Here is a 26,578-nt window from a genome sequence, read left to right as displayed (position 1 = left end):
TCAGCCACCGTCGGGGTCCAGCCGGTAGCCGACGAGCCGGACCGTCTGCAGGCTGTGGCGGTCGAACGGGTCGTCGAGCCGCTGTCGCAGCTGGCGGACATAGACCTCGACGATGTTGGGGTCGCCTTCGTAGGCGAAGTCCCACACGTGCTCGAGGATCGTCGCCTTCGACACGACCTCGCCGGCGCGCCGCAGCAGGAACTCCAGCAGCGAGAACTGCCGAGGGGTCAGCGCCACCTCGGTCTCGCCGCGCCACACCTGGTGCCCGGCCGGATCGAGCCGGAGGTCGCCGGCCACGAGGACGGTCGGCCGGTCGACGACCCCGCGTCGTACGAGCGCGCGGAGCCGGGCGACCAGGACGAGGTAGGAGAAGGGCTTGGCCAGGAAGTCGTCGGCGCCGGCGTCGAGAGCGCTCGCCTCCTCGGCCGCCCCCGACCGCGCGGTGAGCATCAGGATCGGCACCCAGTTTCCGGCCTTGCGGAGCCGCGCGCAGAGCTCGTCGCCCGCCAGCCGCGGCAGCATCACGTCGAGGACCAGCGCGTCGTACGCGTTCTCCTGGGCCAGCCACTCACCCTCGATCCCGTCGGCTGCGACGTCGACCGCGTAGCCCTCCGCCTCCAGCCCGCGCCGGACGGCAGCGGCCATTGCCGCGTCGTCCTCCACGACCAGGATGCGCATGCGCCACGGTCCCACGGGAAGTCTGAACGCGCGCTGAACCCGCCTCGTTCAGCGGGGATTCAGCGTCGTCGTCGCACGCTGGGGTGGTCCACCCGGTCCATCTGAAGGAGTCGTCATGAAGAAGAGCATCGCCATCGCCACCGGAATCGTGCTGGCCGCCAGCGTCACCGGCGGGGTGGCCATGGCCAGCAGCGGGGGCGAGGACCCCGAGCCCGGCTCGCAGGACTTCTCGTCACAGCAGGCCGAGGACGCCACCGCGGCAGCACTCGACGCCACCGGCGGTGGCAAGGCCAACAGCGTCGAGCGCGACTCCGAGAACGGCGCCACCTGGGAGGTCGAGGTCACCCGCACCGACGGCAGCACCGTCGATGTACGTCTCGACGCGGCGTACGACGTCGTCGTCATCGAGGGCGACAGCGAAGACCAGGGCGAGTGAGATGAGCCGTGCCGGTCTTTGGTCGGCTCTGGCCGCGATCACAGTGGCGGCGGCGGTCGCCACGTCCGCAGGCCCCGGAAGCGATGCTCTCGAGGGCACCTCTGATCGATGCGGTCAGCTTCCCCGGGGAGGCGAGCCGGTGCGGCTGGACCCGGCCGACTTCACGACCCGGATCGACCATCCCTACTGGCCGATGCGGCCGGGCACGGTATGGCACTTCGTCGAGCACGGCGACGGCGAGACCCAGCGCGTCACCGTCACGGTGACCCGTCGCACGACGCTGATCGAAGGCGTCGAGGCGCGCGTCGTACACGACGTCGTCCGCTCCAGCGGCCGCATCATCGAGGACACCCTCGACTGGTACGCCCAGGACTCCGGCGGCTCGCTGTGGTACCTCGGCGAGCACACCCACGCCTACGACGAGGACGGCACCGTCTCGACCGAGGGATCGTGGCGGCACGGTGTCGACGGCGCGTACGCCGGGGTGCTTCTGCCCGGGCGGCCGCGGCCGGGCTGCGCGTATCGGGAGGAGTTCCGCGCGGGTGTGGCCGAGGACCGGGCCGTGATCCTCGCCCGCAGCGAAGCCGTCAAGGTGCCGGCCGGCTTCTTCCGCCACCTCCTGCACACCGCCAACACGACGCCGCTCGAGCCCACGGTCCTCGAGAACAAGTTCTACGCCCGTGGCGTGGGTCCCGTGCTCGAAGGTCGACCTCTCCCCGTCGTTCTCCCGCGCGGTCCTGGTGCGGGTCGGGCGCCGACGCTAGTCAGCGCGTCCTGACCTTCAGCCGCCCCACCGCACCGTCTGCGCCCGACGCCCAGCACGACGCAGCGCCCTCGGCGTTCTCCGCGCACTGGACGGAGTCGAAGTCGGCCCTGGAGAACTTCTTCCACGTCCGGCCACCGTTGACGGTCAGGTCACTGCCCGACGGACCAACGGCCACGGCGACCGCCGCGGTGCCCGGCAGCCAGGCGACGCCGGAGCGGTAGCCGCTCAGGTCGCCACCGTTCTTCCACTTCCCCTTGCCGGAGAGGTACGCCGACCGGTCGGTGCCCTCGGTCTCCTGCTCGAAGTCGCCGCCGACCAGCACGCCCTGCGCCTCGTCGCGCACCGCGATCGAGAACGCGCCGGCGGCATCGCCCGGAGCGAGCGTGGAGTCGGCGACCTTCCAGCTGCGGCCCTTGTCGGTGGAGTGGAGGACGCGAGCCGCGGCACCGCCGCTGACGACGTACGCGTCGCGGTCACCCGAGGTGACCAGGCAGGTGCCGCTCGCGGCGAAGTAGAACTCGTCGGCCACCGGCGCGGGCAGCCCGGCCGCGTCGACGCGGGTCCACGACTTGCCGCCGTCCCTGGTGCGGATCAGCCGCATCTCGCCTTCGACCGGGTCGCTGAGGGCGAGACCGTCCTTGCCGTTGGGGCGGCATACCCATGCAGTCGTAGAACGCGGTCGGCTCGTCGTTGACGAACGCCGTCGCCCAGGACTCGCCACCGTCGTCGGTGCGCAGGATCTGCGACTCCTCGCCGGGACCGATCGCCAGGACCAGCGCGGTCTTCTTGGACGTGGCCTCGACGTCGCGGAACGCCAGGATCTGGGCGGCGGGCGTGACGTCCTTCCAGGTCTTGCCGGCGTCGACGGTGCGCCAGACGCCGCCGTCGCTGCCGGCGACCCAGGCGACCTTGGCGGAGACGGCGTCGAGGCCGCGGAGGCCCTGGTCGGTGTCGATGTCGACGCGCTTCCAGGACACGTCGTCCTTCGACGGCCCGGTCGGCGTGGGTCCGGAAGCGGAGGCGGCGAGGGGCACCATGGTCAGCATGAGGGCGGTGAGGGCCCCGAGAAGTCTGCGCATCCGCTCACCCAACCGTGGTGCGAGCCGGTGGCGCAAGGGTCAATCGGTGCGCAGCGGGCTCGCGTCGGCCCCGGCGGCATAGGCCTCCGCTGCGTACATCACCCACGCGTGCACGCCGCGCTGCCCGCCGTCGCGGTAGCCGACCAGGTTCGACTCGTACTCCGCCCGCAACGCCAGGTGCCCCGCCTCGGGCACGATCAGCGACTTCTCGTCGACCCCGCGGGAGACGAGCACCAGCCGTTCGGCGGCCCGCGCCACCAGGCCGTTGTGCGACGCGAACGGCGCCGCCGAGGCGATGTCGGCGTGCACGACCGCGGCCACCAGCAGCGCCGGCGCCTCGGTCGGCGTCAGCAAGAGGTCAGACAGGGCACGCAGCCGGTCGGCCGACGCGGCGTCGCGCGGGCGCCCGAGTACGTCGTCGGCCACGGATCCTTGGGCCGCCAGCGCGTGGATCCGCGCCAGCGCCTGCAACGGCGAACGGGACAGTGACGGCGCCAGGCCGAGCAGCTCCGACGACAGCCGCACCGCGTCGGTCGCGATCGCGTCGCCGGCCCCGGCGCGGACGTCCTCGAGCGACGACGCCGACCCTTCCAGCACGGCCGACGCGTGCGCGCCGCGCAGCAACGACTCGGCGGTCATCTCCGGCGGCGTACGACGGAGACCGCGGTCGCGGAGCAGGGCATCGATGCCGTCGCGCACCGCGGCGTACGACGAGGGCACGCCTTCGAGTGAGGTCAGCCAGGCCAGTGGGTCGGTGGTCACGCGGGGAACGCTAGTAGCCTGCAGGAGATGACCGACCGACAGCCTGCACTCTCCTTCGGTTCCGATGCGCGCGCCTACGACCGCGGCCGGCCGGGCTACCCGGCAGAGGCCGGTCAGTGGCTCACCGGCGGGCCGGGCCGCTCGGTGCTCGAGGTGGGCGCCGGCACGGGCAAGCTCACCGCGCTACTGGCCGGGCAGGGGCACGACGTGCACGCGACCGACCCCGACGAGGCGATGCTGGCGGTGCTGGCCGAGCGGCTGCCCGACGTACGCACCTCCGTCGCCGGCGCCGAGGACCTGCCCGTGCCCGACCGGTCGGTCGACGTGGTCGTGTGCGCGCAGTCGTTCCACTGGTTCGACCACGAGAGGGCGTTGCCGGAGATCGCGCGGGTGCTCAAGTCCGGCGGCCATCTCGCGCTGGTCTGGAACTACCGCGACGAGCGCATCCCGTGGGTGCGCCGCCTCGGCGCCCTCCTGGGCGGCACGGACTCCGGCGACGACCCGGCCGGCGCCCTGAAGTGCTCCGACCTGTTCGGCTTCGTCGACGGGGCCGAGTTCCGGCACTGGCAGGACATCAACCGCGAGTCGATCGTCGACCTCGCCGCCTCCCGGCCCAGCATCTCCACCCTCGACGACGACGCGCGCGCGGCGAAGTTCGCCGAGATCCTGGCGTTCTACGAGGACTTCGGCCGCGGCATGGACGGCATGCAGCTCCCGTACGTCGCCCGGTGCTTCCGCGCCCAGGTGATCGACCGCGGCATCCCTGGCGATGAGCCTTCGGAGACAACTTCTGCCGACGACGACGCGTCCCACTTCGGACCGTTCACCTCGGACGGCACCGACACAGACATGCTGCTCATCGACTTCCGGTAGACGGACCGACACTCTGGGGGACCCATGGCACTAGTACGCCGCCTGCTCAGCTTCACTCTCGCACTCGGCGCCACCCTGGCCGTCGTACCCGCGACTCCAGCGTCCGCTGCCGAGACCTGCCGGGGTGAGGCCGCCACGATCGTGGGCACCGAGGAGGCCTCGCTCACCGGCACCCAGGGCCGCGACGTCGTCGTCACCGACAACGCGACGGCCGTGGACACCCTGGGCGGCGACGACCTGGTCTGCGTCACGGGGCGCACGTTCTCCGGCGGCAACTTCGACGTGGTGGAGATCGCCACCGGTCCCGGTGCGGACGTGGTCGACGGCACGGGGGCCAGCGGCTGGTCCGCGCAGGCGGTGCTGGGCGAGGGTTCCGACCAGTTCTACGGCGGGCCGAAGAGCGACCACGTCTCCGCAGGCGCCGTCAGCGCCGACTACAACAAGACCGTCGACACCGAGCCCGACACGGTCGTCACGGGCGCCGGTCCCGACTCGGTGGCCAGCGGCGGCGACGCGCTGGCCAACCTCGACTCGATCGACCTCGGCGCGGACGACGACTACCTCAGCTGGAGTGGGGCCGGTGCCGCCTCCGTCGGGTCCATCGTCGCCGGCGAGGGACGCGACACGCTCAGCGTCACCGTGGGCACCGATGCGGTCCGGATCGACAACGCCGCGGGTCGATCCACCCGCGACGGCCAGCCGTTCGCCGGGTGGTCGGGCCTGGAGGTCTTCCACCTCCTGTCGATCGTCTCGACCCCGACCGCGGTGGACGTCGTCGGCGGCGGAGCGGACGAAGAGGTGACCTTCTTGGCAGCGCGTGGCATGAGGTCGGCCGGGCGCGTCGGCGTCGACCTCGGCGCGGGCGACGACACCTTCCGCTCAGAGGTGCCCGGCGCCCCCGGCAGCGCGTACGACGGCGGCACCGGGCGCGACCTTCTGGTGATCGGGTCCGCCGCATCCCCGCTCGCCCTGGACCTCAGGAGCGGCGGCCTCGACGTGGGAGGTCAGGCCCGGGGCCGCGTCAGCGGCGTCGAGGACGCACACCTCCTCGCGCGCACCGTGTCCATCCGCGGCACCGACGGGGCCAACTCGCTCACCACCACCGGCTGCCGGCAGGTCATCGTGGGCGGGGGCGGGAAGGACCTGCTGCGGTCGGCGTACGACGGCATCTTCGAGCGGTTCTTCTTCAAGTGCACCCAACACGCGCGCTTCTCCGGTGGCCGCGGGCCCGACACCCTGCGCGGCAGCCGCGGCCCCGACCGGCTGATCGGCAACACGGGACGAGACGCAGCCGAGGGCCGGGGCAGCAACGACATGTGCCGGACGGAGAAGAGGACGAAGTGCGAGCGTCGGTGACGGCGTCGTACGTCCGTACGTCGCGAAGTGCTGCCGCGCACCGTTGATCGACCACGGCATCATCGGCGATGAGTCGTCGGAGACAACTTCTTCCGGAGACGACGCATCACACTTCGGACCGTTCACCTCGGACGGCACCGACGAACATGCTGCTCATCGACTTCCGATGAGCGGCCCGACTCTCAGGGGGTCCTCATGGCGTCAGTACGTCGCCTGCTCACGTTCACCATCGCCGTCGGCGCCACACTGACCGCCGTACCCGCGACTCCGGCGTCCGCGGCCGAGACCTGCCGGGGCGAGGCCGCCACGATCGTGGGCTCCGAGGAGGCCTCGCTCACCGGCACCCAGGGCCGCGACGTCGTCGTCACCAACAACGCGCGGCTCGTCAACACCCTGGGCGGCGACGACCTGGTCTGCGTCACAGGGCGCACGTTCTCCGGCGGCAACTTCCAGTCGGTGCAGATCGCCACCGGCCCGGGCGCCGACGTGGTCGACGGCACGGGGGCCGGCGGGTGGGCCGCCCAGGCGGTGCTCGGCGAGGGTTCGGACCAGTTCTACGGCGGCCCGAAGAGCGACAGCGTCGTTGCCGGGACCATCAGCGCCGACTTCATCACCGCCACCGACTCGGAGCCCGACACCATCACCACGGGCCCGGGCAGCGACGGCGTGAACAGCGGTGACGACACGGCCCACAACCTCGACGTCATCGACCTCGGCGCGGGCGACGACGGCATCACCTGGCGTGGCGCCGGGGGCACCGCCGTGGGCCGCATCGACGCCGGAGTCGGGGAAGACAACCTCGGCACCGCAGTCGGCGGCGGGAGTCTCAAGCTCGACAACGCCACCGGTCGGGGCACGCGCAACGGACTGCCCCAGGTGGAGTGGTCGGGCCTCGAGGACTTCTACGTCAACCGCGTGGGGCCGGAGGCCTCCTACGTGGAGGTCATCGGTGGCGACCTGGACGAGAACGTGACCCTTCTTAGGGCGGGGAAGAACGTGCCTGCCGGCGTCAACTCCGTGCGTCTCGGTGGCGGTGACGACGATCTCCGGACCGACAGTCCCGGCGCCGCCCGGAGCGGCTACGACGGAGGCAGCGGTCGCGACTTCCTGGCCGTGGCCACCGACCGGAGCTCCCTGGACCTCGATCTGGCGATGGGTCGCCTCCAGATGGACGGCGTGTGGCACGCCACGGCCACCGGTTTCGAGAACGCCCATGCGATCGCCCGCGTCGTCTCGCTCCGCGGCACGTCCGGCCGCAACTCCCTGTCCACGACGGGCTGCCGCATGCGGATCACGGGACGGGCCGGGCCCGACTCGGTGGGGTCCCTGTTCGACGGGGTCTTCGAGACGTTCAAGTTCGACTGCACCCAGCGCGCACGCCTCTCGGGAGGCAAGGGCCACGACCAGCTGCGCGGATCCCTCGGGCCTGACCGGCTGAACGGCAACGCCGGGCGCGACAAGGCCGACGGTCGGGGCCGCACCGACGTGTGCCGGGCCGAGAAGAGGACCCGGTGCGAGCGTCGCTAGCGGCGCCGTACGCCGGCCAGCACGGCCGTGTCGACGCCGGGCCAGTGCGCCACCAACGTCTCGTCCCCGGCGATGTCGGTGCCGACGACGCGCACGACGACCAGCTCGAACGGGCCGGCCTCGATCACGGTGGTCGAGCCAACGTCACGTACGACGACCTCGGCGAGGTCGGCGATCTCGGCACCGGCACCGGTGCCGGTGCCGGTGCCGCGGACGGTCACGGTGGGCTTGCGCTGCTGCATCTCGCCATCGACCTCGATGAACAGGTCGGCCTCGTGGTCACCGTTCAGCACGGTGGCCGCGAGCGCCCTGGCGAAGACGGGGTCACCGCACGCGTCGTACACCCAGCGCTTCCCGAGCACCGAGTGCTCCATCGTGCCGACGAGGAACGCCTCGGCACCAGCGAGCGGCGCGTCGCGGTAGGTCAGCGGCAGGTGCAACGCTGGGCGCTCAGGGCTGTCGGGGCTGCCGAGCAGGAAGCCCTCGATGCCCACCTCGCCGGCCGGGTCGTCGATTCGGTAGGCCCCGATGGGCTCGAGGTCTGCGGTGCCGGGGAACCACGAGCGGCTCGGCAGCCAGCCGTCCATCAGCTCGCGCTTGGAGGGAGTCAGGGTCGCCTGGTGGAGGAGTGCCATGGGGCTGACTCTAGGAGAACCCACGGCGCCAGGGTCGCCCAGAAGCCTCGTTACGTGGCAAGGTGATGAAGTTGCACCACGACACGTCCGCTCGGGCAGGGGGAACCCATGAAGAACTCGACCATCAGCCGGCTCGCCACAGGATGCGGCGCCGGAGCGCTCCTGGTCGCCGGTCTCAGCGTGGCCACCGTCGCCGAGGCGAAGGTCGAGACGTGCCGGGGCATCAACGCCACGCTGGTCGGCACACCCGGCCTGCCGCTCGCCGGCACCGCCGACCGCGACGTCATGGTGACCAACGGCGCGAGCGTCGTGAGTGCGCTGGCGGGCGATGACCTGATCTGCGTCACCGGCGGGACGCCGTACGTCGACGCGGCAGCCGGTGGCGACACCGTCGACGCCGTCGGGTCGGGCGGGGCCGCTGTGACGGCGTACCTCGGCCAGGGCGAGGACCGCTTCTTCGGAGGACCCGGTGCCGACACGGTCACCACCTTCGGGGTGGCGGCGACCAACGACGACGACCCCGACACGGTGCTCACCTACGGCGGCAACGACGTGGTCGTGAGCGGCGCCCCCAGCCAGCCCAACGGCGACACCATCGACCTGGGCGACGGCGACGACGCAGTCGACTTCAAGGGCAGCGAGGCGCTCCGGGCGGGCGCGGTGGCCGGCGGTCTCGGCTACGACCTCGTCTACTTCGACCTGTCCGGCAAGGGCGACTGGATCCTCAACAACACCAACGGCGTCGGTCGCCGCGGCGACCGCAACATCCTGAACTGGACGTCGATGGAGAAGTTCGACCTGATCCCCACCGAGGGCACCTTCCAGTTCCTCGGCAGCGATGCCGCCGAGACGCTCGACATCTCCGACCCGGCGACGCTCACCCCGCACGGCCGGGCCTCGGTCTCGATGGGCGCCGGCAACGACTTCGTGACGATCGACCCCGAGACCGCCATCGGCAGTGTGTACGACGGCGGGCTGGGCACCAACACGTTCGTGGCGACGTCGCCGGCGAGCACCCTCTCGGTGGACCTGACGGCGGGCCGCTTCGACGTCGGCGACCCGAGCACGTTCGGTGAGGCGGCGGTCGTGAACTTCAAGAACGCCACGCTCACCGCCACCAGTGCCACCGCGAAGGGCAGCAGCGACGCCAATCGCCTGCTGCTGCGCGGCTGCAACCTGGTCGGGAAGGGCCTCAAGGGCAAGGACTACATCGAGGGCTCGTCGGGTGCGCTGGCCTGCAAGCCGAAGGCCCGCTTCGTCGGGGGCAAGGGTCACGACAAGGTGATCGGCACCAGCGGCAAGGACGTGCTGATCGGCGGCAAGGGCACCGACAAGGCCGACGGTCGCAAGAACAAGGACAAGTGCCGCGCGGAGAAGCGCAAGAGCTGCGAGTCCTGAGGCACCCGACCGCGGGGTTTCGAGACGGGACTTCGCCCGTCCTCAACCAGCACGACATGGGTACCTTGCTCCCATGAGCCCCCGCAGCTGGCGTCGCACCCATCTGGGCACCGACGCCGACCGGGCGACGTTCCGCACGCTCCACACCGCCGGGCTGGCCGCGCCCGCGCTCCGTGAAGGCCTGACGACGGCCAGCGCGGAGCGCGCCGTGCCGCACCTGCGCGCCCTGCTCGACACCCCGGCGCTCGCCCTCACGGACACCGCCGGGCTGCTCGCCTGGGACGGCGTCGGCAGCCACCACGAGGTGCAGGTCCCCGATCTCGTGGCCTCGGCGCTCGACCAGGACACCGCCCGGGTCGCCGACCTCGGTTGCGACCTGCCGGGCTGCCGCGTACGACACGCAGTGGCGACCCAGCTCACCGTCGAGGACCGGGTGGTAGGCACCCTCATCGCGCTGGCGCCGTACCCCACGGGCAGCTTGGTGCGCGCCACCCACGAGGTCGCCGTCTGGGTCTCCGGCCAGCTCGAGCTCGCCGAGCTCGACGCGTCGCGCACCCGGCTGATGGAGGCCGAGGTGCGCGCGTTGCGGGCCCAGATCAGCCCGCACTTCATCTACAACTCGCTCGGCGCGATCGCGAGCTTCGTGCGCACCGACCCGGACCGGGCGCGCGAGCTGCTGCTGGAGTTCGCCGACTTCACCCGCTACTCCTTCCGCTCGCACGGCGAGTTCACGACCCTGGCCGAGGAACTGCGGTCCGTCGAGCGCTACCTGATGCTCGAGCAGGCGCGCTTCGGTGACCGGCTCGAGGTGACGCTGCGCATCGCGCCGGAGGTGCTGCCGGTGGCGGTGCCGTTCCTGTGCATCCAGCCACTCGTCGAGAACGCCGTACGACACGGGCTCGAGGGCTCCGACGGTGTCGGCCGGCTGCAGATCGTGGCCCGCGACATCGGGCAGGAGTGTGTCATCGAGGTCGAGGACAACGGCGTCGGCGAGGACCCCGACAAGGTACGGCGCGCGCTCGCCGGCGACTCCGAGCTCGATTCCGTCGGCCTCGGCAATGTCGACGGGCGGCTGCGCAACGCGTTCGGCGACGACTACGGTCTAGTGGTCGAGACCGCGCCCGGCGCCGGCACCAAGGTGATCGTGCGAGTGCCGAAGTTCGCCCCGGGAGTCCACACGTGACGGGTGGCCCGGCTCAGGACGCCAAGTAGCTCTTAGTCGTCACCTGGGAGATCGCCAAGTCACGGATCTCCTCCATCATGCCCAAGACTTGCGATACCAGCTCTAGAACTTCGACTGGCGGCGGGAAGTTCGCGCGACCGTGTGCAATCTCGTTGCGCCGGTCGCAGAGGACCACGTCTATGAGGCGTTGTTTGGTCTCGAAACTTTCGTTGGAGACCCCAAGACTCTGCAAGATCTCTTTCAGAACTTGACTACGCAAATTCGACTTTGTATCGACAAGCTTCGCACGCCCAAGGTTCAAGCGCGGCTGGCCCGTTTGTCTCACAATTTCGGAAATCTCCGCACGAGCCTTCTGATCACCCGAATCGAGGCGCCTCATCAGCTGAATCATGTGGGACTCCAAGAGAGTATCTGCTAGTTCTACAACCTTCGGTTTGCGTTGGTGAAGGAGTTTGCTATACGCATCGAAAGCGTTCTTAACATACCCCTCCCAATGGGCGTAGAGCATGGCGCTGAGCGCCCTGGATAAGGCCCGCGTCGCTGGCGAAACTGTCCCTGCCTTGCGGGCCGAATCTAATTGCGATGCAAGCGAAGCCAACTCGATTCGTCGCCAAGCAATATCATCATCTAGTCGTTGTTGGAAGTCTTGGTCTGTATGTGGAGACATTCTAGACACCAAAGAACGTGCGGCTTTCGTTGATTAGTTTCGGAACCCGCCTCCTAGGACTAATCCCCGTCCCGGAGTTAGTGCGAAACGCTGGCTCGTCCCACATCTCGTTGATCCGTCCCTCCAAGTCTTCGGACGAACGGCCCTCCCAAGTGTCTACGTTGGCCGCGACGCCCGTGGTGACGAACTCGAAACTTGAGATCGAGAATGGTCCAAGATGCCTGTTCCCATCCCAACGACGAAAGCTATCTTCGCTTAGCGATTCCGCCAACAGTTTGAAAGTCCGGTCGAACAGTTCAACATCCATTCCCCAACCAGGAACATCAGCGGCCTTGCGCATCCAATCGGTCAGGAACTCGCCATACTCTTTAGGCAGTTCTGTACTAGTTCCGTGAAAATCCTCCTGACAGAAAAATCTGAGTACGAGCTCTTGTCGATATGCCTGCTCTTCTTGGCGCTCTGAGAGAGGCACGCACGCTCTAAAGTCTTCTCTATCGGCCAAGCTGACCACTGTTTGATACATCTTCCGGTCAATCATGACCATGAGGCAATTGCGTGCCTCCTGCGGAGAGAGTACCGATCCGGAATTTAGTCGTTGAAACAAGTCGTATTTGGCACTGTCGTCCGACTCCTTGGTGATGATTCTAAAGTCGAGTTTGGCTCGCTTAAAGTCGCGTCGCAACGAATCGTCGAATACCGAGTCCGCCGCAGAACCGGCTTGGTCGTACCGGTAGCCCTCGAGCTCCGTGAGGTACTCGCCAGCATTTAGTCGAAGAGGAGGCTGCTTGTTCCCATCCTCGTCCATGTACTCACCCACAAATTCGAGGATGGTAGATAGGCGCTGGACGCCATCGATGACATCCCAAACTCCGTCTGACCGCTGGGAAACGAAAATGGGAGGAATCGGGATGCCAAGGAGGATCGACTCGATCAGCTTGGACTTTTGCGCGTCCTTCCAGCGGAAAATTCTCTGGAACTCCGGATGAATGTCGATGTCTTGGTCGCGATAGAGGCTAAGCACTTCGCCGATAGACATCCCGTAACCATCGGTGCGAATTTCGCGCGCCCGAGCTGTGATCTGTTCCTGCAGAGACATCTGAATCGTCCTCCGAGCCGTGGACGAGTCTCGATCCGAACCCGTCAGCCGCCTCGCGGCGACACCTGATGAATTGCCACAGGCTACCTGCTAGCACCGACTTCCCCATGCGAGAGTGGCGGGATGAGGAACGAGCCGACTCAGCTCAACGTGCTGGTCATCGACGACGAGCGCCCGGCCCTCGACGAGCTCTCGTTCCTGCTCCACCGCGACGCCCGCATCGGCGGAGTGCTCACCTGCGACTCCGCCACCGAGGCGTTGCGCGTGCTGCGCGAGACCGCGGTCGACGCGGTCTTCCTCGACATCTCGATGCCCGGTCTCTCGGGTCTCGACCTGGCGCAGGTGCTGTCACGCTTCAAGGAGCCGCCTCCGATCGTCTTCGTCACGGCCCACGACGGGCACGCGGTCGACGCGTTCGAGCTCGACGCCGTCGACTACGTGCTCAAGCCGGTGCGCGAGGATCGTCTCGCCGAAGCAGTACGACGCGTGGTCGAGGGCGGCCGCCACCCGCAGCCCTCCGACGACACCTCCATCGCCGTCGAACGTGGCGGCGTCACCCGCTTCATCGACCGGGCCGACATCACCTACGTGGAGGCGCAGGGCGACTACGCCCGGCTGCACACCGCCAGCGGTTCCCACCTCCTGCGCACCCCCATGACGACACTCGAGCGGGAGTGGGGGCCGGCCGGATTCGTGCGGATCCACCGCTCGCTGCTGGTCGCGCTGGCGCACGTGCGCGAGCTCCGGATGGAGCAGGGCCGGGCCAGCGTCGTGGTCGGCGACGCGGATTCGCCGCAGGAGCTCGCCGTCAGCCGCCGCCACACCCGCGAGCTGCGCGAGCTGCTGACCCGGCGTACGCCGTGAGCGAGCAGCCGCCGGAGCGGGTCCGGGTCACCGGGCCGACGCGGCGGCGTACTCCCCCACGGCGGGCGGGCACCGGCGAGATCGATGCTGGCACCCGGGTCGGCGCGATCTACATGGGCTCGCTGCTGCGTGAGCAAGGCGTGCTGGCGCTGCGGATCCTGGCGCTGCTCGCCGTCACGGTCGGCAGCCTGCCGCTGGTCTTCCACCTCCTTCCCGGGCTCGCGGCCGTGCGGCTGTGGGGGATCCCGCTGTCCTGGCTGCTGATCGGGTTCCTCGTCTATCCGTGGCTGCTGTTCCTGGGCTGGCGCTACGTGCGCGCGGCGGAAGCCAACGAGCGTGACTTCGCCGCGTTGGTCGAGGAGGTCGAGAGATGAAGACCACCCCATTCGAATGCTCCCTTCGTTCCGCTTCGAACAGGGACCCCGGATGAACGCCCTGCCCGGCATCGTCGCGGTCACCCTCGTCACGATCGCGACGCTGGCCATCGGCACGTGGGGGCTGCGCTTCTCCCGCACCACGAGCGACTTCCTGGTCGCCTCGCGGACGGTGCGACCGAGGCTCAACGCGTCGGCAATCGGCGGTGAGTACCTCTCGGCCGCGTCCTTCCTCGGGGTCGCCGGGCTCGTGCTCGTCTTCGGCGCCGACATGCTCTGGTATCCCGTCGGCTGGACCGCCGGCTACCTCGTCCTGCTCGTCCTGGTGGCCGCCCCGCTGCGGCGGTCGGGTGCCTACACACTGCCCGACTTCGCCGAGGCACGGCTGGGCTCTCGGGCCGTGCGTACCGCCTGCTCGGTGCTTGTGGTGGCCATCGGCTGGCTGTACCTGATGCCGCAGTTCCAGGGCGCCGGGCTGACGCTGAGTGCGGCAACGGGAGCGCCGACCTGGCTCGGGCCCGTCATCGTCGGGCTCGTCGTGGTCGTCAACGTGACGTCGGGCGGCATGCGAAGCATCACGTTCGTGCAGGCCTTCCAGTACTGGCTCAAGCTGACCGCGCTGCTCATCCCGGCGTTCGTGCTGCTGTCGATCTGGCTCGGCGACGGAGCCCCACGGCCCAGTGGCGACGGCGCGCCCGGAGGCACGGACGTCTGGTCGCTGCCGCTCGGCAACGGCGGCTCTGAGGGCCTCTACGTCACCTACTCGCTGATCCTCGCGACGTTCTTCGGGACGATGGGACTGCCCCACGTGGTCGTGCGGTTCTACACGAACCCCGACGGCCGCGCCGCGCGCCGTACGACCCTGGCGGTGCTCGCCCTGCTCGGCGTCTTCTACCTGCTGCCACCCGTGTACGGCGCCCTCGGGCGCATCTACGCGCCCGAGATCGCGGCGTCGGGCCGGTCGGACGCGTTGGTGCTCGAGCTGCCGCGACTGATGGTGCCGGGGATCGGCGGCGAACTGCTGACCGGACTCGTCACCGCCGGCGCGTTCGCCGCGTTCCTCTCCACGTCGTCCGGCCTGGCCATCGCCGTCGCCGGGGTGCTGGGACAGGACGTCACGGGCCGGCGGTTCGGTGAGCGCCGGCTGAGCGGGGTGACCGCCTTCCGGGTCGGCGCGGTGATCGCCGTGACGGTGCCGTGCGTGCTCGCGCTGGTCGCGCCCGGAGTCGGTGTGGCCCGCGCCGTCGGCCTGGCCTTCGCCGTCTCCGCCTCGACGTTCTGCCCGCTGCTCGTGCTCGGGATCTGGTGGCGCGGCCTCACCGCGCGGGGCGCCCTCGCCGGTCTCGCGGTCGGTGGCCTGGGGTCCGGCCTCGGGGTCGCCTGGACCCTCGGCACCAGCGAGACCACCGGCTGGACCGCCGTACTCCTCGGCCAGCCGGCGGCCTGGAGCGTCCCCGCCGCCGTCGCCACGATGGTGGTCGTCAGTCTGGCCACCCGGGACTCCGCGCCCGCCCATGCCGGGAGGTTCATGGTGCGCCTGCACACGCCGGAGGCCGTGTCGCTGGATCGGGGGTGAGGTGGTCGTCGCGGACTCGCGTGCCAACCTCGGCGTCAGCTGGCGTCGACCCGGTTTGGTCAGGGCATACAGGCGGATCGCTGGTGTTCCTGCGGCGCTCGATGAGCCCACGCTCCCCCAGCTCGTCGGCGAACGGAACGAAGCGACTGGTCGGCATCCCGAGGTCGTCCGCGAGTTCACGCTGACTCGGCCGGGAGTGCGGACCAACTGGCGCACAGCCATGCGCGGGCGTCAGATCGAGTTCGGCGATCCGCTGTGCGAAGAGCTGGGCCCCGTGCACCCAGCCGGGCCAGCAGGAAGGCGGCGCCCGACACGGGGCGCAGGCGTCCCGTTCGCACGGCTCAGGTGATGCCGCTATGGTAGCGTCTAAGAATCGTTCCAATATGGAATCATTGTCTCGTGTGCATGAATTACCCAGGAGGAACCATGACCGTCGCCCCGGCCCCCCAGCCTTCGAAGGCTCGCCCCCGCCGCCCGCAGTCCGGGCCGCCGCTACTTGCCCCCGTCCTTGCCTTCGCCGTGCTGACCGTGGCCTACGTCATCGTGAACAGTTCCACCCCGCACCCTGACGCGTCAGGCGCCGTGGTCCTGCACTACGCCCAGGCCCACGGCACCGCGATCAAGGTCGGCGCCCTGCTGCTGTTCAGCTCCGCCTTGCCGCTGGCACTGTCCGCCGCGGTGCTCTACCGGCGACTGCGCGCGCTCGGCATCACCGCGCCCGGGTCGGCGATCACCCTCGTCGGAGGTGTACTGGCAGCCAGTGCCTTGACCCTCTCCGCGATGTTCGCTTGGACCGGCGGCCGCCTGCCGGCGGACGCCTCACCGGCCCTCGCCCGCGCGCTCGCGGACCTGTCGTTCCTGTCGGGCGGCCCCGGCCACGTGGTCATGTACGCCCTGTTCATCGCCGGAATCTCCGTCACGGGTCTGATGGCCGGACTGCTGCCGCGTGCCATCACCGTGACGGGACTGATCCTGGCCGCCGTCGGGTTGGTCGCCATCCTGACCCTTCTGGCCCCCGGCTTCGCCTACCTGCTGCCGCTCGTCCGCTTCGGCGGCACCCTGTGGCTGATCTTCGTTGCCGCCCTGATGCCCCGCGCCCGTCCCCGGACCACCTCCAAGGACCAGACCCAGCCCGCCGCCTCCTGACGGCACCACGCCACGCAAGGAGTAGCTCTCAGGTGCCTGGCCTGTACACCGACCTCAACGGCAAGGTCGTCTTCATCACCGGCGGATCTCGCGGCATCGGCGCACAGACCGCCCGAGCCTTCGCTGCCCAAGGAGCCAAGGTCTGCGTGGTCGGCCGCGACAAGGACACCCTGGACCTGGTCGTCACCGAGATCACCACCGCCGGCGGTTCCTGCATCGGCGCCGTCGCAGACGCACCGATGCCGCGGCACTCGACGACGCGCGCCAGCACACCGAATCCCAGCTCGGCCCCGTCGACGTCCTGGTCGCCTTCGCCGGAGGACAGGGCTACCCCGTCCGTCCGTGGACCTGACCGAAGAGCGCCGGCGTCAGCTCATCGACTGCGACCTTGATGCCGCTCCTGTTTGAGTCCGGGAGGATGAGCACCATGCCGAAGCAGATCGATCCGGCACTGAAGGCCAGAGCGGTTCGTCTGGTGAACGACCATCGTGATGAGTACCCGACGTTGGCGGCCGCCTCACAGGCCGGGGCCAAGCAACTCCGTGTCGGCAAGGAGTCGGAGCGCCGGACGACCGCACCAGGCTCTCGGAGTCGGGATCCTCGCCGTCACGTCTGTCCTGAGAGCGCTCGTCGCATCACAGCGGCAGCGGCCGGTTGGCCACCAAACTCTTCATCACGAGCGTCGAGCTGAGGCGGCCGACACCGGGCAGGGTGGTGAGTCGGTCGTCGTAGAGCCCCTGGAACGCCGCCAGGTCGGCGGCGACGACCCGCAGGAGGTAGTCGGGGTCACCGAAGAGGCGCTGCGCCTGCACGACCTGCGGCACGGCGACGACGGCCTGCTCGAAGGCATCGACCGTCTCCCGGTCGGCCCCGCGCATGGTCACGAACACGAGCGCCTCGAACTGCAGGCCCAAGGCCTCGGCGTCGAGGTGGGCGCGGTAGCCGCTGATCGCGCCGGACTTCTCGAGCGCACGCAGACGCCGGTGGCAGGGCGAGACGCTGAGACCGACGCGTTCGGCAAGCTCGGTGATGGTGAGCCGGCCGTCCAGCTGGACCTCGGCAAGAATCTGACGGTCAAGTGCGTCCATGGTCAACATTCTTGCTCATCCGACCGCCCCGACAACAAAGTTTGGCAGCACATTCTGGCGAGTCACCTCTAATCTCCCTCCCGAGGCATCAAGAAGTTTGATCACCCAGGAGGAGACGCCATGGCGATGGGCACGATTGCGGCGTTCTGGGCGGTCTCGCTGCTGCTCGTCATCACCCCGGGGGCCGACTGGGCGTACGCGATCTCCGCCGGGCTGCGGCACCGCACCGTGCTGCCCGCAGTGGGCGGGCTCCTGGCCGGTCACGTCGCCGCCACCCTCGCGGTCGCCGCCGGGGTGGCCGGCCTCCTGACCCGCTCACCCGCACTGATGGCCGCCCTGACCGCCGCCGGGGCGACGTACCTCGTCTGGCTGGGGATCGCTACCGTCCGGAACCCGGCGAGCCCCAGCGCCGATGCCGCGCCGACGCCGGGCTCCTGGGCGCGCCAGGCAGCGAAGGGGTTCGGCATCAGCGGGCTCAACCCCAAGGTGTTCCTGCTCTTCTTGGCGCTGCTGCCGCAGTTCACCGACGCGGACGCCGGCTGGCCGCTGACGGCGCAGATCCTGGTGCTCGGGCTGGTCCACGTGGCCGGGTGCGCCGTCGTCTATACCGGCGTCGGCGCCTCCGCGCGAGTCGTGCTCGGCGCCAGGCCATCCGCCGCCCGAGCGGTGTCGCGCTTCTCCGGCGCGGCGATGATCGTCATCGGCCTCGCCCTGCTGGCAGAGGCCGTGCTCGCCTACTAGCCCCGGTCTTTCATGAAGCCGGTACGGCGAGGCCGTCGGTGGCGTGATCGTCCTGGTGGCCCTGGGTGGTGATGAGGGGTAGGGCGCAGCGCCGGCTGGCGCTGCCGGGCTGCGGTTCTCCCGGGGGTGATGTCGTGGGCGGGCGGGGCTGGTCAGGCTGGTTGTGGGATCGCGGCGATGCTCGCCCTGACCGGCGACGATCGCGGCCACCCAGGGCCAGGACTCAGGGATCTTCAGGTGTCGGCGGCGGGCACTGTGGGTCAGGCGGGCAGGAACGTGGAGGAACCGGTAGCGCAGCGCTTTCGGTTCGAAGTGGCGAGCACAGCTGCGTCGCCGGTCAGGGCGAGCAGCCGGGTCCAGGCGATGAGGTCGGCGGCGATCGTGACCGCGGTCAGCCAGGCCTGGTTGATCATGAACTCCCGCGATGGGAACCGGCCCAGGCCCGAATCTTTGGCGTGGCGGATGCGGTCCTCGACCCGCGCGTGGGCACGATGACGGGCCTCAAGGAATGCGAGCTGGCCAACCTTGGTGTTGGTGGCGATCGCTTGGTAGCGCCACCCGTCGCGCTCTTCGAACAGAGATAGTTGGGCGCCGGGGTGCGGCCGTTCCCTGCGGACGATGATCCGCATCTCCTCGGGCCACGAGGAGAGGTCGAGCAGGCCGGTCAGTTCGGCGACATCGCCGCCGGCGCGGACACCGCCGTCAGCATCAGTGGCCGGGGCCCAGACCTTCTTCGGGACGAACTTTGATGGCCTCGCGGATCTTCTCGGTGATCGCGAACCCCACGCTGTACTCCAGCCTGCGGCCACGGACCTTGCCCTGGTCGGTGAGCCAGTCCAATAGAGCGTGGGAAGACCCAGCGCCATCGGCGCGGATCAGCAGGTCCTTGCGGTGCGCGGCCGGGACCTGCGCGATCGCCTCAGTCAGGACAGTGATGTGGTCGGCGGCGGTGTTCGACCCGGCCTTCCCGGTCCGCAACTGCGCGGCCAGGAACTCACCGCTGTTGTCGCACCACACCCCGAGCGGATGGAATCCGAACGTCTTCTTGAAGGTCGGCGAAGCGTTCTCCTTCTCGCTGTGCGCGACCACGATCGTGGCATCGACATCCAGCACGACAGTGGCGCCCGAGGTCGGTGCCGGCGACCTTGCTGGCCGGCAACCGTCCGGGAACTGGGACCAGACGTGGCGGCGGACCCGGGCACGCGCAGTCGCGATCTTCCGCGACCGGCCCGGGGTGATCTCGGCCAGCGTCCGCCACACAGTCGGCGGCGACGCGACAGTGCCGAGAACCCCGCCCTGATGACGCAGCACGTCGATGTCGGCGATCGCTTCACCGCCATCGGCGATCACTACCGCGACATCGACCAGGACCCGGCCGCGGTCATGGACCGGCACGAACGAGCGCCGGGCGAGGGCCTTCGAGAGCTGGTCAGTCAGCCCCGTCCGGTCGCCGACCAGACGGAGCCCGACACTCCCGGCGTGGGCCACCACGCCGGTCCCGCCACCAGTTACTGACAACCCACTCGACCACGAACTACCCTTCACCTGCGGAGTGCCTTCCGGTTGGAGATCTTGAGACGTCGCAATCCCAAGCTTCCCCTGCTGGGCAGGCACTTCCGTGCTTTTACACGCCGATCAGGCCACCGACCCGTGAATGATCCGGGCTAGTGGTGCGCGTCGTTAATTGCTAGATGGTTTGGGATCTGAAATCATCTGGGTGTGGCGAATCGACCTGCACCGGCGTTGACCCTTCGTGCTGGTGACCGTGACGAACTTGAGCGATGGACGCGATCCGACAGGTTCGGTGCCTCGGCGGCGAAGCGAGCACGGATCGTGTTGCTGGCCGCGGACGGTGTGGCGAACACGCGGATCGCTGAGCTGACTGACGCGACGGTGACGACGGTGCTGAACTGGCGTGGCCGGTATCAGGACCGCGGCATCGCGGGACTGCGTGATGCTCCTCGTCCGGGTCGTCCGCGGTCGTTGGATCACCGCCAGATCGTGGCCGAGACGTTGAAGTCGCCGCCGAAGAAGTTGGGGGTGACACACTGGTCGTCTCGGCTGTTGGCGGCCCGACTCAGGGTGAGCCCATCGGCGATCCAGCGGGCTTGGCGGGCCTACGGGATCAAGCCCTGGAAGGCCGAGTCGTTCCGGTTCTCCACCGACCCCGAGCTGGTCGGCAAGGTCACCGACATCTGCGGCCTGTATCTCGCGCCGCCGGAGAACGCGATCGTGCTGTGTGTGGATGAGAAGTCCCAGATCCAGGCGCTGGACCGGACGGTGCCGATCTTGCCGATGCAGGAAGGAAGGATCGAACGCCGCTCGCACGACTACTACCGACACGGCACCACGACCCTGTTCGCTGCTCTCGATATCGCGACCGGGCAGGTCACCGCGGCACTCAAGCCGCGGCACCGACACCAAGAGTTCTTGGCATTCCTCAAGCAGATCGAACGGGCCTACCGCGAAGTCGTCGACGAGGCCGGCGACCTGGTCGAGCTGCACCTGGTGATGGACAACTACGCCGCCCACAAGCACAAGAACGTCCGCGAGTGGCTGGCAGCCAACCCGAGGTTCGTCGTGCACTTCACCCCGACCCACGCCTCCTGGATGAACCTCGTGGAGGTCTGGTTCGGCATCGTCGAGCGCCAGGCCATCCGCCGAGGCGTGTTCAAGTCCGTCAAGGACCTCAACACCAAGATCCGCACCTTCATCGATGGCTGGAACGAACGCTCCCACCCCTTCGTCTGGACCAAGACCGCCGAGGAGATCCTCAAGAAGGCCAACCGTCCAACAACTTCAAATCCGCGCCACTAGACAACTTCCGTGATCCGATTGACTGGCAGTGCGGTTTACCTAATAATCCGAACACTCGCGCCATTCCCGGGGGGCGGTGGGGATCCTTTTGTGTCTCGGGACTTCTCTCGAAGGATCTCCATGACTTTGCATCGACGACTCTCCTTGGCGGCTCTAGTTCTGCCATGCGTGCTTGCCTTTGCGCCTACCTCGCCGGCGCACGCTCAGGCCCAGATCGCAGCCGGTCAAGACTGCCCCGACGAAGCTCGCACGGAGACTGGGGTTTGCGTCCCCTCTGTGGGTGCTCCTCCACTTACGGGCTTCCAAATCGCGCAAGCCGCGTCAAAGGCCAAGGACCGGCTGGACGGTGAGATGGCGCTGAGCCACGGCAAGGCGCCGGTGAACGAGAGTCACACGCCCTTCGCGAGGCGGCGGGGTCCCATCGACGATGGTGTCTACGTCTACCGACTGCCGGAGGTCACCAACATGACCATCTGGAAGGAGGGCCAAGGCAACGGGAAGAAGTCCTATACCTGTGGGCCCGCAGCTACTCGGAACATGGTCAATGCGATGAACATACGGGCCACCGGCTCGTACCAAGATCTGGGTGAAAACCAGTGGGCGATCTGGGAGGGGACCACAACGGCCGGCACCTCACGGGCGAACGTCGCTAACGCGCTGAACGGGCACGCCTCACAATACGGCTCCTGGACGACTTACCGACCTGCGACGAAGGACTCTTTGTACTCGACGATCGCCACTGACACTTACTACTACAAGCAGTCGATAATCCTCAACGTCGACACCGAGTTCTTCACGTTCTGGAACTCAAAGGCGCTGGACCACTTCAACTTCGCCTATGGGTACGACAGCCAGAGCAATCCCAACGCCAAGTTGGTCGCGGTCGGCGAAGAGTGGGACCCGATCTTCATCTATGGCTCCTCAAGCTATGGCAACCCGTACGGCCAGCACGCCAACGTACCCTTGGGCAACGTGTATGACGCCGTGATTCACACCAGCATCCACGGGATCGTCGCGTGAGGAAGTGGGCGCCCGTGCTCGGGACCGTCGTCCTCCTCGCGGCGGCGGGCTGTTCCACGGAGCCGGGCGCCCACGACACTCCCACCAAGAGTGCACTGCAGAGCCCGAACGGCTCGCCGTCCAGGGAAGAATCGGCCACCCCAAGCGTGGGTGAGAGCGCCGACGGAAGCCCGGAGCTCGCCGTGGGTAGGGTGATTGCCAGCATCCAAGCGGCATCGATCGGTCCCATCGCACTGTCGGGCAACACCTTGGCATATCCGTTCGCGGACGGGTCCGAGAACTGGAACACCGTCCGGGTCAGTGACGACGGTCCGCCCCGGACTGCGGCTCGTAGCGAGTGGAGCGACGGGTTTATCAACTGGGCGGCCGTGACGGGTCACTGGCTGGCCTATGTCGACCAGTCCCGGCAGCAGGGAGACGGGGCCATGGACGTCTTGTGGCGGGTATGGGCGGTCGACTTGGAGGACGAGTCCCGGCTGCTGCTCGCGTCCAACGGGGAGACCCCCGACCCCTACGTGCCTGTGGTGCAGGCCGGTGGCGGCGTCGTCTTCTGGTCGCAGGCCGAGAAGGACAGGTCCGCGCGCGAGCTCGCGTGGAAGCCGGGGTGGCAGGAGCCCCGATCACTTCTCCGGCACGCCGAGCTCACGCCCAACAGCGAGACGTACAGCCGCGACGGCGTCACCTACCTCGGCCCCAACGCCCAGGGACTCAAGGGCCACACCGTCGGCGGTGACTGCTGGCACGTCGGCCTGGCCGGCGGGCCGCCGACCGCCCTGACCCACACCGCGCTCGCCATGGGGTGTGCGGCCTCCGACGACACCCTGATCTGGACCCAGCACCTGCCAGCCGACGACCCCCGCAACGCCGAAGTCACCGAGCAGCCCTTCACCACGTGGACCTTAGCCTCGATCCACCGATGGGCAGGGGCTGAGCGTCCGCGGTCGCTGAGGCGGGGTCTTCGAGTGTGTGGGCGTGGCCGACCGTCTGGCCTCGCTGCCAGGTTGTTCCGGGTTGGTCGTTGTGCCGGTGTCGGCTGGGGGTGGTCAGGTCGTCGGTGCCGGTGGTGGTCCGCAGGCCCGGGTGAACAGGTCGCTCCAGGCGGTCTCCCAGGGCCATCCGGTCGGGAGGTGCAGAGTCACTCTTCGTGCCGAGGAGGCGACCCGGGCGGGCACGGCGATCAGCTTGCGGCGGATGGTCGCGGTGGTGGCTTTGGCGAGTCCCGGGCCGGTGATGGTCGCGGCTGCTCTGGTCAGGTTGAACGCTATGACGGCCAGCACGAGCCAGGCGGCGTTCGCTGCGAACTTTCCCGATGGCAGATGCGCGAGGGCGGAGCCCTTGAGGTCGGAGTGGACCTGTTCGATGATCGCGTGGCCGCGGTGGGTCTTGTCCGCGGCCACCGTGCCGGCCACGGCCGGGTCTGTGGTGGTGAAGAAGGCGTGGAAGCGCCAGGTGTCGAACAACGTCTCCTGACCATTCTTGGCGGACGTGTTGAGGTCGGGGATCCGGCGGACCACGAGCCGTCCGGTGACTTGGTCGGCTTTCTTCTTGGAAGTGAACGCGGTGAACGGAATCTCGGCGACCTCGGCGCGGGAGACCCACGTGTTGGTGGGTTCATCGAAGACGGCGTCGGTGTACTCGATGGTGGTCCAGGCATCGTCACCGATGGTGGCGATCGCCGCCTTGACCTTGGGATCCATTCGCACGGTGACCGAGATGTCGGCGCCACCGCGCAACGCCGCGTTGACCACCTCGGCGCCGTAGAACGCGGAGTCGGCTCGCAGCATCGGGCGCAGATCGGACTTGGCGGGCAGTTTGCTGGTGGTCTTCAACGCGTCGGCGACCAGGCGTTTCGCGCCCCGCGGTGAACCACATGATCCCTTCCGGAGCCGGTGGGCCACGATCACCGGCGCGGACTGGCTCGTGGACACGACAGCGAGCAGCGCGTTGAGCCCACGCACGCCGGAGTAGCCGTAGCCAGAGCCCTGCTTGGCGTGCCCGTGGACCTCGACGATGGTGTCGTCGATGTCGATCATCACCCGCTCGCTGGTGTCAGGTGAGGTCACGATCAGCGGTGCCTGCTCGGCCAGCCCGGCCAAGAACCTCGAGGCGACAGCGTCGAGCTGGCGGACGTGGCCGAAGCTGAACGTGCGCAGGAACGAACCCAGCGTCGAGGGCGCGTAGGCGTTCGTGAACACCCGGCCCATCCCGCCGTGACGGAGCAGCGCCATGTCATCGATGCTGTCCGCGCCGGCGACCATCCCGGCGACCAGCGAGGACACCTTCAACCCCGCGTTCGCGCCCTTGTCGGTCGGCACAGTGAGGTGGGCTTGGGCCAGTTCCTGGAGTCCCGCGGATCGGGCCAGCGCGAGGACCGGGACCAGCCCGGCCGACGACACGAGATTGGGATCATCGAACACTGCCGACGTGGCACGGGGCGTGTGGCAAAGTTGCATCTACGAGATGCCCTTCGTCTTGGTGAGAATTGGGACCCTGAAGAAGTCCGATTTTCCCAGCACGTAAGGGCATTCTCACTTCACGACGCGCTCACAACCTCAAGCTCATCGGTGGATCGAGGCTTAGACCTGGACGACCAGGCTGCTGTCCCGACCCAGGTCTACGAAGGCATCCAGAGCGGGCTGTTCCCGGTCGCAGGTGACGGGTTCGCGGCCTGGGCCAACATCGGTAGAGCGTTCATCATGCGATCGTCGAGCTCCGGCGAGACGACCCGCGTACGCGGCGGGATGAGCATCGCGGCGTCCGGCTCCCACCTCGCTGTCGCCCAGCCCGCCGGCCCCAAGTGGAAGGTCATGCTGTACGACGCCCCCTAGCCTCGGTCATTCACGGAGTAGTCGAGGACGGGAACCCGACTCGCTGTCAGCCAGCAGCGCCCAGACGTGGCGGCGGGTCCTCGCCCGGGCAACAGCGATCTTCTTGACCTGCCCGGCGGTGATCTCGTCCAAGGCCCGCCAGACCGTGGCTTGGGACGCGACCGACCCGAGCACGGGTTCTTGATGGCGCAGGACCTCGATGTCGGCGATCGCCTCACCGCCGTCAGCGATCATCACCGCGATATCGACCAGGACCCGGCCACGGTCATGGACCGGCACGAACGACCGCCAGGCCAGCGCCCCTCGAGAGCTGGCCGGTCAGGCCGGTCCGGTCGCCGACCAGACGGAGCCCGACGCTGCCGGCGTGGGCCACCACGCCGGTCCCACCACCAGCTACTGACTACCCACTCGACCACGAACTACGCTTCACTTGCGGAGTGCCTTCCTGTTGGAGAAATTGAACTGTCGCAAGTCCAAGTTTCCCCTGCTCAGAGGGCACTTCCGTGCTCTTACACGCCGATCACGCCGCCGACCCGTGAATGATCCGGGCTAGACCCCCACGGCCAGCCGGTACCCCCGCTTCACCACCGTCTGCACCGCCCGCGTCCCCAGCCCGGCCCGCAGCCGCGCCACCGCCATCTCGACGGCGTGTTCCGATCCCGCCGTCCCCGACGGCAACGCCGCCAGCAGCTCACGACGGGACACGACGTGGCCGGGGTTGACCAGCAACGCCTGCAACACGGCGTACGGCGCGGGCGAGAGCCGCACCACCACCCCGTCGAGCCGCACCTGGTCGCCGTGCAGCAGCAGCGCGTGGCCGGCGACGTCGAGGGTGAGCCCGGCTGCCCGCGACGGCAGCTCGCACTCCAGCTGCTTGACCATGGCCGCCAGCCTCGACCGCTCCGGGAAGATCGTCGGCACGCCCCACATCTCGAACGCCGCCGCCGTCACCGGTCCCACGCACGAGGCCACCACGTCGGCCTGGAACGCGCCGAGCACCTCGTCGCGGCGGCCGGTCGAGCCTGCTGCTTCCATCAGTGCGGCGACGGCGGGTGCGGACGTGAACGTGACTGCGTGCACCTCGCGGTCGGCGATCTGGTCGATCAGCGCGAACATCGGGCCCGGGTCGTCGGCGCTGGCCACCCGGTAGACCGCCACCGTGGTCACATCAGCACCCTGTCGCCGCAGCGCGTGCGCCACCATCGACAGCGACTGTCCGTGCTCCTGTACGACGATCCGCTGACCGGTCAGGTCGCGACCGCGCAGGTGGTCGAGCACGTCGTCGAACTCTTCCGACTCCGGCGCCCACAGCTCGCGAAGCCCGCGCCGACGCAGCGCGCCGACGCTCTTCGGACCGCGCGCCAAGATCTCCGCACCTCGCAAGGCGTCCAGCAGCTTGTCGACCAGATCCCACGACTCCGCCGCCGCGAACCACGCCTTCATCCCCACCCCCGTGGTGGCCAAGAAGATGTCGACGGGTCGCGCGAGGACCTCCTCCGTCGCCGCCCGCAGCGAGGCGTCGTCCACGTGGTTGGGCTCCAGCGAGAGCGCTGGACCCCACGAGACCCTTGCACCCCGGCGCTCCAGCAGCTGCCGCTGCTCGTCGATCTTGCGGGCGGCCGTCACCCCTATCCGGTAGCCGGCGAGCGGTCCCTCAGGCGTCATGTT

The 26,578-nt window shown here is 68.8% G+C and carries 27 protein-coding genes and 2 pseudogenes; 17 read left to right on the top strand and 12 right to left on the bottom strand.

The window, feature by feature from the left end:
* On the bottom strand, positions 1 to 678 hold the full coding sequence (locus tag H4Q84_RS15660) for a response regulator transcription factor (RefSeq protein WP_248580010.1): 678 nt from the start codon (positions 676 to 678) through the stop codon (positions 1 to 3).
* Positions 679 to 793: 115 nt separating this feature from the next.
* On the opposite strand from H4Q84_RS15660, the gene H4Q84_RS15655 reads away from it, so the two are divergent.
* Positions 794 to 1,114 (top strand): PepSY domain-containing protein, encoded by a 321-nt coding sequence (locus tag H4Q84_RS15655; protein ID WP_248580009.1) that lies wholly within the window; start codon positions 794 to 796, stop codon positions 1,112 to 1,114.
* Between the two features lie 139 nt (positions 1,115 to 1,253).
* Positions 1,254 to 1,892 carry a hypothetical protein gene (locus H4Q84_RS15650; protein ID WP_248580008.1) on the top strand — a complete coding sequence of 213 codons (639 nt, stop codon included), beginning with the start codon at positions 1,254 to 1,256 and terminating at the stop codon, positions 1,890 to 1,892.
* Here the strand turns inward: H4Q84_RS15650 and H4Q84_RS15645 are convergent.
* The 3 genes from H4Q84_RS15645 to H4Q84_RS15635 are packed head-to-tail and all read right to left on the bottom strand — an operon-like array spanning position 1,879 to position 3,721.
* Positions 1,879 to 2,409, bottom strand: coding sequence for a hypothetical protein (locus H4Q84_RS15645; protein ID WP_248580007.1), 531 nt, complete (start codon positions 2,407 to 2,409; stop codon positions 1,879 to 1,881). The genes H4Q84_RS15650 and H4Q84_RS15645 overlap by 14 nt on opposite strands.
* Positions 2,354 to 2,959 (bottom strand): hypothetical protein, encoded by a 606-nt coding sequence (locus tag H4Q84_RS15640; protein ID WP_248580006.1) that lies wholly within the window; start codon positions 2,957 to 2,959, stop codon positions 2,354 to 2,356. Before H4Q84_RS15640 ends, H4Q84_RS15645 begins: the two co-directional genes overlap by 56 nt.
* A gap of 39 nt (positions 2,960 to 2,998) precedes the next feature.
* Complete coding sequence (locus H4Q84_RS15635; RefSeq protein WP_248580005.1) at positions 2,999 to 3,721, bottom strand: oxidoreductase; 723 nt, start codon at positions 3,719 to 3,721, stop codon at positions 2,999 to 3,001.
* Between the two features lie 27 nt (positions 3,722 to 3,748).
* Between H4Q84_RS15635 and H4Q84_RS15630 the strand changes: the two genes are divergently transcribed.
* The 3 genes from H4Q84_RS15630 to H4Q84_RS15620 all read left to right on the top strand — a co-directional run bounded on the left by H4Q84_RS15630 (position 3,749) and on the right by H4Q84_RS15620 (position 7,477).
* Positions 3,749 to 4,594 carry a class I SAM-dependent methyltransferase gene (locus H4Q84_RS15630; RefSeq protein WP_248580004.1) on the top strand — a complete coding sequence of 282 codons (846 nt, stop codon included), beginning with the start codon at positions 3,749 to 3,751 and terminating at the stop codon, positions 4,592 to 4,594.
* Positions 4,595 to 4,618: 24 nt separating this feature from the next.
* Positions 4,619 to 5,950, top strand: coding sequence for a hypothetical protein (locus H4Q84_RS15625; RefSeq protein ID WP_248580003.1), 1,332 nt, complete (start codon positions 4,619 to 4,621; stop codon positions 5,948 to 5,950).
* 195 nt (positions 5,951 to 6,145) lie between these two features.
* Positions 6,146 to 7,477, top strand: coding sequence for a hypothetical protein (locus H4Q84_RS15620; RefSeq protein ID WP_248580002.1), 1,332 nt, complete (start codon positions 6,146 to 6,148; stop codon positions 7,475 to 7,477).
* Here the strand turns inward: H4Q84_RS15620 and H4Q84_RS15615 are convergent.
* The gene (locus H4Q84_RS15615; RefSeq protein ID WP_248580001.1) at positions 7,474 to 8,112 is read right to left on the bottom strand and encodes a hypothetical protein; all 639 of its coding nucleotides are present in this window, start codon (positions 8,110 to 8,112) and stop codon (positions 7,474 to 7,476) included. The two genes, H4Q84_RS15620 and H4Q84_RS15615, sit on opposite strands and share 4 nt — an antisense overlap.
* 108 nt (positions 8,113 to 8,220) lie before the next feature.
* Between H4Q84_RS15615 and H4Q84_RS15610 the strand changes: the two genes are divergently transcribed.
* Positions 8,221 to 9,510 (top strand): hypothetical protein, encoded by a 1,290-nt coding sequence (locus H4Q84_RS15610; RefSeq protein ID WP_248580000.1) that lies wholly within the window; start codon positions 8,221 to 8,223, stop codon positions 9,508 to 9,510.
* Between the two features lie 73 nt (positions 9,511 to 9,583).
* Positions 9,584 to 10,693 carry a histidine kinase gene (locus H4Q84_RS15605; RefSeq protein ID WP_248579999.1) on the top strand — a complete coding sequence of 370 codons (1,110 nt, stop codon included), beginning with the start codon at positions 9,584 to 9,586 and terminating at the stop codon, positions 10,691 to 10,693.
* A gap of 13 nt (positions 10,694 to 10,706) precedes the next feature.
* Here the strand turns inward: H4Q84_RS15605 and H4Q84_RS15600 are convergent, their stop codons facing one another.
* Together H4Q84_RS15600 and H4Q84_RS15595 are read right to left on the bottom strand one after the other, a co-directional pair.
* Positions 10,707 to 11,360 carry an MAE_28990/MAE_18760 family HEPN-like nuclease gene (locus H4Q84_RS15600; protein WP_248579998.1) on the bottom strand — a complete coding sequence of 218 codons (654 nt, stop codon included), beginning with the start codon at positions 11,358 to 11,360 and terminating at the stop codon, positions 10,707 to 10,709.
* 1 nt (position 11,361) lies between these two features.
* Positions 11,362 to 12,456, bottom strand: a complete 1,095-nt coding sequence (locus tag H4Q84_RS15595; protein ID WP_248579997.1) for a DUF262 domain-containing protein — start codon at positions 12,454 to 12,456, stop codon at positions 11,362 to 11,364.
* A 123-nt stretch (positions 12,457 to 12,579) separates the two neighbouring features.
* Between H4Q84_RS15595 and H4Q84_RS15590 the strand changes: the two genes are divergently transcribed.
* The 6 genes and pseudogenes from H4Q84_RS15590 to H4Q84_RS15565 form a co-directional block, all read left to right on the top strand.
* Positions 12,580 to 13,320, top strand: coding sequence for a LytTR family DNA-binding domain-containing protein (locus H4Q84_RS15590; protein WP_248579996.1), 741 nt, complete (start codon positions 12,580 to 12,582; stop codon positions 13,318 to 13,320).
* A complete protein-coding gene (locus H4Q84_RS15585) occupies positions 13,317 to 13,694 on the top strand; it encodes a hypothetical protein (protein ID WP_248579995.1) in 378 nt (125 codons plus the stop codon). The genes H4Q84_RS15590 and H4Q84_RS15585 overlap by 4 nt, the downstream gene beginning before the upstream one ends.
* Positions 13,695 to 13,746: 52 nt before the next feature.
* Positions 13,747 to 15,270 carry a cation acetate symporter gene (locus H4Q84_RS15580; RefSeq protein ID WP_248579994.1) on the top strand — a complete coding sequence of 508 codons (1,524 nt, stop codon included), beginning with the start codon at positions 13,747 to 13,749 and terminating at the stop codon, positions 15,268 to 15,270.
* A gap of 426 nt (positions 15,271 to 15,696) precedes the next feature.
* Positions 15,697 to 16,416 carry a DUF4386 domain-containing protein gene (locus H4Q84_RS15575; protein ID WP_248579993.1) on the top strand — a complete coding sequence of 240 codons (720 nt, stop codon included), beginning with the start codon at positions 15,697 to 15,699 and terminating at the stop codon, positions 16,414 to 16,416.
* A gap of 32 nt (positions 16,417 to 16,448) precedes the next feature.
* Positions 16,449 to 16,808, top strand: a complete 360-nt coding sequence (locus H4Q84_RS15570) for an SDR family NAD(P)-dependent oxidoreductase (protein WP_282580252.1) — start codon at positions 16,449 to 16,451, stop codon at positions 16,806 to 16,808.
* 35 nt (positions 16,809 to 16,843) lie between these two features.
* A pseudogene (locus tag H4Q84_RS15565) lies at positions 16,844 to 16,984 on the top strand (IS3 family transposase); the annotation flags it as partial.
* 67 nt (positions 16,985 to 17,051) lie between these two features.
* Here the strand turns inward: H4Q84_RS15565 and H4Q84_RS15560 are convergent.
* Complete coding sequence (locus H4Q84_RS15560) at positions 17,052 to 17,504, bottom strand: Lrp/AsnC family transcriptional regulator (RefSeq protein ID WP_248579992.1); 453 nt, start codon at positions 17,502 to 17,504, stop codon at positions 17,052 to 17,054.
* 120 nt (positions 17,505 to 17,624) lie between these two features.
* Between H4Q84_RS15560 and H4Q84_RS15555 the strand changes: the two genes are divergently transcribed.
* Complete coding sequence (locus H4Q84_RS15555) at positions 17,625 to 18,245, top strand: LysE family translocator (protein WP_248579991.1); 621 nt, start codon at positions 17,625 to 17,627, stop codon at positions 18,243 to 18,245.
* A gap of 192 nt (positions 18,246 to 18,437) precedes the next feature.
* On the opposite strand, the pseudogene H4Q84_RS15550 reads toward H4Q84_RS15555, so the two are convergent.
* A pseudogene (locus tag H4Q84_RS15550) lies at positions 18,438 to 19,832 on the bottom strand (IS1380 family transposase); the annotation flags it as partial.
* A gap of 132 nt (positions 19,833 to 19,964) precedes the next feature.
* Here H4Q84_RS15550 and H4Q84_RS15545 point away from each other — a divergent pair.
* Positions 19,965 to 21,062 (top strand): IS630 family transposase, encoded by a 1,098-nt coding sequence (locus tag H4Q84_RS15545; RefSeq protein WP_248579990.1) that lies wholly within the window; start codon positions 19,965 to 19,967, stop codon positions 21,060 to 21,062.
* Between the two features lie 276 nt (positions 21,063 to 21,338).
* On the top strand, positions 21,339 to 22,082 hold the full coding sequence (locus H4Q84_RS15540) for a hypothetical protein (protein ID WP_248579989.1): 744 nt from the start codon (positions 21,339 to 21,341) through the stop codon (positions 22,080 to 22,082).
* 1,043 nt (positions 22,083 to 23,125) lie between these two features.
* Here the strand turns inward: H4Q84_RS15540 and H4Q84_RS15535 are convergent.
* Positions 23,126 to 24,535 (bottom strand): IS1380 family transposase, encoded by a 1,410-nt coding sequence (locus H4Q84_RS15535; protein ID WP_248579608.1) that lies wholly within the window; start codon positions 24,533 to 24,535, stop codon positions 23,126 to 23,128.
* A gap of 111 nt (positions 24,536 to 24,646) precedes the next feature.
* Here H4Q84_RS15535 and H4Q84_RS15530 point away from each other — a divergent pair, with 111 nt between their 5' ends.
* Positions 24,647 to 24,910 (top strand): hypothetical protein, encoded by a 264-nt coding sequence (locus H4Q84_RS15530; RefSeq protein ID WP_248579988.1) that lies wholly within the window; start codon positions 24,647 to 24,649, stop codon positions 24,908 to 24,910.
* 6 nt (positions 24,911 to 24,916) lie between these two features.
* Here H4Q84_RS15530 and H4Q84_RS15525 read toward each other — a convergent pair whose 3' ends face one another.
* Together H4Q84_RS15525 and H4Q84_RS15520 are read right to left on the bottom strand one after the other, a co-directional pair.
* Positions 24,917 to 25,189, bottom strand: coding sequence for a hypothetical protein (locus H4Q84_RS15525; protein WP_248579987.1), 273 nt, complete (start codon positions 25,187 to 25,189; stop codon positions 24,917 to 24,919).
* A gap of 270 nt (positions 25,190 to 25,459) precedes the next feature.
* Positions 25,460 to 26,575: a uroporphyrinogen-III synthase gene (locus tag H4Q84_RS15520; protein ID WP_248579986.1), complete on the bottom strand. Its 1,116-nt coding sequence runs from the start codon at positions 26,573 to 26,575 to the stop codon at positions 25,460 to 25,462.
* Between the last annotated feature and the right edge of the window lie 3 nt (positions 26,576 to 26,578).

Source organism: Nocardioides sp. InS609-2, from assembly GCF_023208195.1.
Lineage (GTDB): Bacteria > Actinomycetota > Actinomycetes > Propionibacteriales > Nocardioidaceae > Nocardioides.
This window is presented reverse-complemented; position numbering and strand designations above follow the sequence as displayed.

What these genes read in the sequence shown, in the direction of transcription:
- H4Q84_RS15660 (WP_248580010.1), bottom strand. Translation starts at nt 678, where the DNA reads ATGCGCATCCTGGTCGTGGAGGACGACGCGGCAATGGCCGCTGCCGTC.
- H4Q84_RS15655 (WP_248580009.1), top strand. Translation starts at nt 794, where the DNA reads ATGAAGAAGAGCATCGCCATCGCCACCGGAATCGTGCTGGCCGCCAGC.
- H4Q84_RS15640 (WP_248580006.1), bottom strand. Translation starts at nt 2,959, where the DNA reads ATGCGCAGACTTCTCGGGGCCCTCACCGCCCTCATGCTGACCATGGTG.
- H4Q84_RS15630 (WP_248580004.1), top strand. Translation starts at nt 3,749, where the DNA reads ATGACCGACCGACAGCCTGCACTCTCCTTCGGTTCCGATGCGCGCGCC.
- H4Q84_RS15625 (WP_248580003.1), top strand. Translation starts at nt 4,619, where the DNA reads ATGGCACTAGTACGCCGCCTGCTCAGCTTCACTCTCGCACTCGGCGCC.
- H4Q84_RS15620 (WP_248580002.1), top strand. Translation starts at nt 6,146, where the DNA reads ATGGCGTCAGTACGTCGCCTGCTCACGTTCACCATCGCCGTCGGCGCC.
- H4Q84_RS15615 (WP_248580001.1), bottom strand. Translation starts at nt 8,112, where the DNA reads ATGGCACTCCTCCACCAGGCGACCCTGACTCCCTCCAAGCGCGAGCTG.
- H4Q84_RS15610 (WP_248580000.1), top strand. Translation starts at nt 8,221, where the DNA reads ATGAAGAACTCGACCATCAGCCGGCTCGCCACAGGATGCGGCGCCGGA.
- H4Q84_RS15605 (WP_248579999.1), top strand. Translation starts at nt 9,584, where the DNA reads ATGAGCCCCCGCAGCTGGCGTCGCACCCATCTGGGCACCGACGCCGAC.
- H4Q84_RS15600 (WP_248579998.1), bottom strand. Translation starts at nt 11,360, where the DNA reads ATGTCTCCACATACAGACCAAGACTTCCAACAACGACTAGATGATGAT.
- H4Q84_RS15595 (WP_248579997.1), bottom strand. Translation starts at nt 12,456, where the DNA reads ATGTCTCTGCAGGAACAGATCACAGCTCGGGCGCGCGAAATTCGCACC.
- H4Q84_RS15590 (WP_248579996.1), top strand. Translation starts at nt 12,580, where the DNA reads ATGAGGAACGAGCCGACTCAGCTCAACGTGCTGGTCATCGACGACGAG.
- H4Q84_RS15580 (WP_248579994.1), top strand. Translation starts at nt 13,747, where the DNA reads ATGAACGCCCTGCCCGGCATCGTCGCGGTCACCCTCGTCACGATCGCG.
- H4Q84_RS15575 (WP_248579993.1), top strand. Translation starts at nt 15,697, where the DNA reads ATGACCGTCGCCCCGGCCCCCCAGCCTTCGAAGGCTCGCCCCCGCCGC.
- H4Q84_RS15560 (WP_248579992.1), bottom strand. Translation starts at nt 17,504, where the DNA reads ATGGACGCACTTGACCGTCAGATTCTTGCCGAGGTCCAGCTGGACGGC.
- H4Q84_RS15555 (WP_248579991.1), top strand. Translation starts at nt 17,625, where the DNA reads ATGGCGATGGGCACGATTGCGGCGTTCTGGGCGGTCTCGCTGCTGCTC.
- H4Q84_RS15535 (WP_248579608.1), bottom strand. Translation starts at nt 24,535, where the DNA reads ATGCAACTTTGCCACACGCCCCGTGCCACGTCGGCAGTGTTCGATGAT.
- H4Q84_RS15520 (WP_248579986.1), bottom strand. Translation starts at nt 26,575, where the DNA reads ATGACGCCTGAGGGACCGCTCGCCGGCTACCGGATAGGGGTGACGGCC.